This is a genomic window from Neobacillus drentensis (assembly GCF_036966985.1).
Classification (GTDB): domain Bacteria; phylum Bacillota; class Bacilli; order Bacillales; family Cytobacillaceae; genus Neobacillus; species Neobacillus drentensis_E.
On sequence record NZ_JBALSN010000401.1, the window covers coordinates 1 to 5,229 of the forward strand.

General features: G+C 41.7%; 4 protein-coding genes and 1 pseudogene. All 5 read left to right on the forward strand.

The annotated features are described in order from the left end of the window. Positions 1-234 precede the first annotated feature (234 nt). Positions 235-1,251 (forward strand): BMP family protein, encoded by a 1,017-nt coding sequence (locus tag V7659_RS23440; RefSeq protein WP_335542572.1) that lies wholly within the window; start codon positions 235-237, stop codon positions 1,249-1,251. 63 nt (positions 1,252-1,314) lie between these two features. Further along, positions 1,315-2,870, forward strand: a pseudogene (locus tag V7659_RS23445) (ABC transporter ATP-binding protein). Continuing rightward, positions 2,836-3,912 carry an ABC transporter permease gene (locus V7659_RS23450; RefSeq protein ID WP_335542573.1) on the forward strand — a complete coding sequence of 359 codons (1,077 nt, stop codon included), beginning with the start codon at positions 2,836-2,838 and terminating at the stop codon, positions 3,910-3,912. Before V7659_RS23445 ends, V7659_RS23450 begins: the two are co-directional and overlap by 35 nt. Beyond that, entirely contained in the window at positions 3,899-4,816 is a 918-nt protein-coding gene (locus tag V7659_RS23455) for an ABC transporter permease (protein ID WP_335542574.1), read from the forward strand. The genes V7659_RS23450 and V7659_RS23455 overlap by 14 nt, the downstream gene beginning before the upstream one ends. A 20-nt stretch (positions 4,817-4,836) precedes the next feature. Further along, positions 4,837-5,229 (forward strand): molybdopterin-dependent oxidoreductase (locus tag V7659_RS23460; protein WP_438825871.1); only part of this gene is annotated, 393 nt, incomplete at its 3' end.

Here is a 5,229-nt window from a genome sequence, read left to right on the forward strand (position 1 = left end):
GTATGGTGCCAAATCCTACAGAACTAGATGGTTCTGAAAGATAAGGAAGAGTGACTGTTATACAACCTCTTCCTTTCTTATAGGGAGAGGTTTTTTGATAGGATAAATCCATAAACACGAACAATTAATGATAAAAACCAATAAATGTTCGATTTTACCTTGTAATTTACGTAATAATCTAGTAAATTATTAATTAGTTGGTAAATATACGAACAAAACTCAAGGGGGAACATCATGAAAAAACTACTATCGCTTTTCGTACTAGCTTTGATTCTGATTGTTGCTGGATGTGGAGCTCAAGAATCGAACGGAAAAAAATCTTCAGCAAAAGCTGAAAAGAAGAAAATTGCCCTAGTACTTCCTGAAAAAATTGGTGTTAACCCATTCTTTCAGCAAATGGATGAGGGTGCTAAAAGAGCTGCAAAAGAATTTGGTGTTGATGTAAAGACCATCGAATCAACAGATCATGCTGCTATAGAGGAAAACCTCCGCGTTGCCGTAGCTGAAAACTATGATTTAATTATTACTTCATCATTTGAATCTGAGGATGCATTAAAGAAAGTTGCAACTGAAAATCCGGATCGTCAATTTGCCATTATCGATACAGTTGTGGATCTTCCAAATGTTCAAAGTGTTAATTTCCGAGAACATGAAGCAGCCTTTTTATTAGGGGCGGCTGCAGGTCTCTCTACAAAAACAGATAAAGTCGGTATGGTTGTTGCCATGGATATTCCGCTTATGAAAAAGTGGACAGTAGCTTTTGAACAAGGACTGAAAGAAACCAATCCTAATGCAGAGTTTCTAGTAAACTATGTGGGAAGCTTTACAGATCCGGCAAAGGCGAAGGAATTAGCGCTACTGCAGGCCTCTAAAGGAGCGGATTTTATCGCAGGTGCTTCTGCGGTCGGAGACCTTGGCGTGTTTGAGGCAGCTAAAGAGAAGGGATTCTATACAGCAGGTCAGGACGTTGACCGAACTGAGGTCGATCCTGAGCACGTTGTACTCTCACAGCTTAAAGGAACGGATGCCGCTGCATATGAAACGGTAAAAGCATTTACAAATGGCAGCTTTAAAGCCGGTGTTGTTGAATATGGCTTAAAGGAAAAGGGTGTTGGCTTGACCTATGTTACCCAAGAAAGCAAGACTCCTCTAAATAGTTTTGTAGGACAAACTGTCATTGACCAGGTAAAAGCTCTTTCTGAAGACATTGTTTCCGGCAAAAGGGAGATTAAAAATCCATTAAGCAAGTAATTAGAAAAAATTGAACCGACTGCTCATAGTGGTCGGTTCAATTTTTATAGGGGAGGGAAATTAATGACTTATCGGTTAGAGATGAAGGAGATGACCAAAAAGTATGGCGATTTCCTTGCTAACGACAGGGTATCTATTCATCTGAAAAAAGGAGAAGTCCTAGCCATTGTTGGTGAGAATGGCGCCGGCAAAACAACACTCATGCGGATGCTTTACGGACTCGAACAGCCTACTAGCGGAGAAATAAAATTGAATGGTAAAACAGTAAAATTTTCCGGTCCGCTCCATGCTATTGAAAATGGGATTGGTATGGTTCATCAGCACTTTATGCTATTTTCGGATTTTACTGTTGCGGAAAACATTGTTATTGGGCATGAACCTAAGACCAAGGGATTCTTTAAACGGAAGGTTGCAGTCGAAGAGGTCCAGAAACTTAGTGATCAATATAAAATTCAGGTAAATCCATTGAAAAAAGCCGGGGATTGTTCTATTGGCGAACAGCAGCGGATAGAAATTTTAAAAGTGTTATATCAAGGTGCAGAAATAATTATTCTTGACGAACCGACCGCAGTATTAACTCCTTTTGAGGTAGAGGAATTATTAAAAACAATTCGGTTTTTAACGAATCAAGGGAAAAGTATTATCCTAATTACTCACAAACTGCCGGAAGTAATGAAAGTTGCCGATCAAATCATCGTCTTAAGAAATGGACGAGTGACAGGGAATGTTTCAAATACTGAAACTACGATCGATCATCTTGCTACTTTGATGGTGGGTCGTGAACTCCAATCACTCTCAGAACGGGCCCATATAGATGGCGAGCCGCTGCTTGAAATTGACAAGATTGTAATTGGCAGTGGGAAGGATGCCAAGCCTGTCTTGAATGATTTCTCTTTAACCGTTCACCGTGGAGAAATTGTAGGAATTGCCGGTGTATCAGGAAACGGGCAGTCCGAACTGATTCAGGCTATAACTGGACTAAGAAATGTAGATAAGGGGTCAATCCGTTTAGGGGGGACGAACTTGACAGGCAAACCCGTTACATTTAGGAGAAATGCAGGGCTCTCTCATATTCCTGAAGACCGTTATCTTTGGGGTGCAGCAAAGGATGCAACAATAGAAGAAACAGGCTTGATGGGGTACTATAAAACTCGGGATTTTAACAGGTTTTCCTTTATTTTAAAGAAANNATTTTAAAGAAACCTTTTCAGAAATTAATTAGAGCCTGGATTGATCGCTTCGAGATTAAAGCAGCTTCTCTTGGTGATTATTCCGGAAACCTATCAGGCGGGAATTTACAGAAGTTAATTGTAGCCCGGGAGCTGGGATTTGAAACGGACTTTTTAATTGCAGCAGAACCAACGCGGGGTGTAGATATTGGAGCGATGGAATATATACATGAAGCGTTAATTGATAAACGCAATAATGGAGACGGCATTCTGCTTGTTTCATCAGAATTATCGGAGATTCTTATGCTATCAGACCGAATTGCGGTCATGTACGAAGGAGAAATTGTAGACATATTGGAACGAAAAGATGCGACTGAAGAGAGCCTGAGTGTACTAATGGCAGGAGGCAAAGAACATGCATTTTCAACGAAAACTTCAACAACTGTTTAAATCTTTAGCACAGCCTCTCATAGCGGTTTTGCTAGGGATCCTTACAGGGGCGCTTGCGATCAGTCTTGTTGGGGAATCAATTTGGGAAACCTATAAAGTGATGTGGGATGGCGCATTTGGAAACTTTTATTTTGTAACGGCGACACTGGCACGCTCTACCCCGATTATTTTGGTAGGATTGGGCTTGGCCCTCGCCTTTCGTGCAGGAGTATTTAACATGGGAGCGGAAGGGCAAATGGTGTTAGGAGCAGTAAGTGCCGCTCTTGCCGCTCTTTATGTTCCTGGGTCTGGAATCATTAAAATGGTCGTTGCGATTATAGCTGGTTTTTTAGCGGGAGGCTTATGGTCACTTTTGGCCGGTTGGATGGAAACAAGATTTAAAGTGCAATTACTCATTTCGACCCTGTTATTAAATTATGTAGCTGTATTGTTTGCAGGCTATTTGGTCTCAGAGCCTTTTCAAGACAAAACAGGCTCTGCGGCGTTAGCTCAGACGCCGATGATTGACAAAACTGCCTGGCTTCCAAAGTTATTTCCTGGAATGAGCATTCATATGGGATTTATATTAGCACTTACTTGTGCAGTTATTTTATTTATTATTCTACGGTTTACATCTGCAGGGTATGAAGTGAGTATGCTGGGGAAAAACCCATTCTTTGCAGAGTTTGGTGGAATCAATAGAACAAAGGTGCTTCTTTATAGTATGTTTTTTAGCGGAGGGATAGCGGGACTTGCGGGATCCGTGGAGGTCCTAGGGTCACAATATCGATATATAGATGGTGCTCTAACAGTTCCAGGCTATGCATGGACGGGGTTAATGGCAGCTCTATTGGCAAATTCTAATCCGCTTGGAACAGTAATGGCGTCTATAATGCTTGCAGCCCTGCAAACTGGGGCTATGGGTATGGAGCGTAACACCGAGGTTCCTTTAGAAATTGCAAGTGTGATTCAGGGAGTACTCATCCTGTTCGTTACAGCAAAAATCACATTAAGCTGGTGGAAAGCTAAAAAGAAAGCGGGTGACCTACATGGAACTGTTTGATTACTCCTTTTTCGCTTCAGCCATCCGCATGCTGAGCCCGATTTTATTGGCGGCCTTAGGTGGAGCATTATGTTCACGGGTTGGAATTTTTAATGTTGGTTTGGAAGGTTTAATTTTGGCCGGTGCTTTTTCCGCCATTGTTGGCAATTACTTTAGTGGCAGCGTGCTTGTCGCTGTTCTAATAGGTGCGGCCGGTTCAGTCCTCGTATCTCTGCTTTTTGGGGTAGTAACCATCAAATTTAAGGCAAACCCCATTGTGGCTGGTATCGCGATAAACTTCTTAGTTCTAGGCTTAACGACCTTTGGGCTGCGTGCTGTTTTTGATGTCAAAGGTGCATTTTATGATAAGAACATGGAAGGCCTTCCTAAATTGAACCTTCCTGTTATTGAAGGTATACCCATTATTGGAAAGCTTGTATCTGGTCATTCGCCAATTGTCTATATCGCCTTTTTAGCAGCGATTCTGTTGTACATTTTCTTTTACCGGACAGTTATTGGCTTTCGTGTTCTTGCAGTTGGAAAGAATGAGGCGGCTGCCAAAAGTTTAGGTTTGAAGGTGACTGCGCTTCAATATGGAGCCATTATTGGGTGCGGAATTCTTTGTGGATTAGCTGGTGCACAGCTATCACTTGGACAAGTAACCATGTTTTCTGAGGGTATGACTGCAGGACGAGGATTTATTGCACTAGTTGCTATGATGCTGGGTCAATCCCACCCATTCGGCATTGTTGGATCAAGCTTGTTATTCGGGTTGATGGATGCTTTGAGCATCAGGCTTCAAGGCTTTTCTATGCCAACACAATTTACCGCAATGCTACCTTATGTCATCACGATTATTGCGATGTTTTTCTTGAAAAACCGGGGTGCAGATTCACAAACGTCTGGGCAGCAAAGCTCAAGATAATAGACGAGGAGGATTTTTTTATGGGTTTGAATAAAGCAGACAGAATTAAACGCACAAGAGTACCTGCAGTTGATCCAACGCTTTCAAAACGTCTTCCACCTGGACAGGCATTAACGGAACGCTTCCCGATTCTGCATGAAGGTGACGTGCCAATTTATGACCTAGAAAAGTGGGATTTAAAGGTGTTCGGAGCCGTAGATAAAGAGGTAATCCTTTCCTATGAAGACATTAAAAAGATGCCACAGACCACCACCACTGTTGATATTCACTGTGTAACGCGCTGGTCTCGTTTTGACAATAGCTTTACTGGTGTGAAATTTAGAGATTTTCTAAATTTTCTAGGTGTGACTCCTAAAAGCAAATATGTCATGCTGCATGCTGATCATGATTATACTGCAAATATTAAACTAGAC

Bases quoted from the DNA above. Each gene is read 5' to 3' on its own strand.
- V7659_RS23440 (WP_335542572.1), top strand. From the start codon at position 235: ATGAAAAAACTACTATCGCTTTTCGTACTAGCTTTGATTCTGATTGTT.
- V7659_RS23455 (WP_335542574.1), top strand. From the start codon at position 3,899: ATGGAACTGTTTGATTACTCCTTTTTCGCTTCAGCCATCCGCATGCTG.
- V7659_RS23450 (WP_335542573.1), top strand. From the start codon at position 2,836: ATGCATTTTCAACGAAAACTTCAACAACTGTTTAAATCTTTAGCACAG.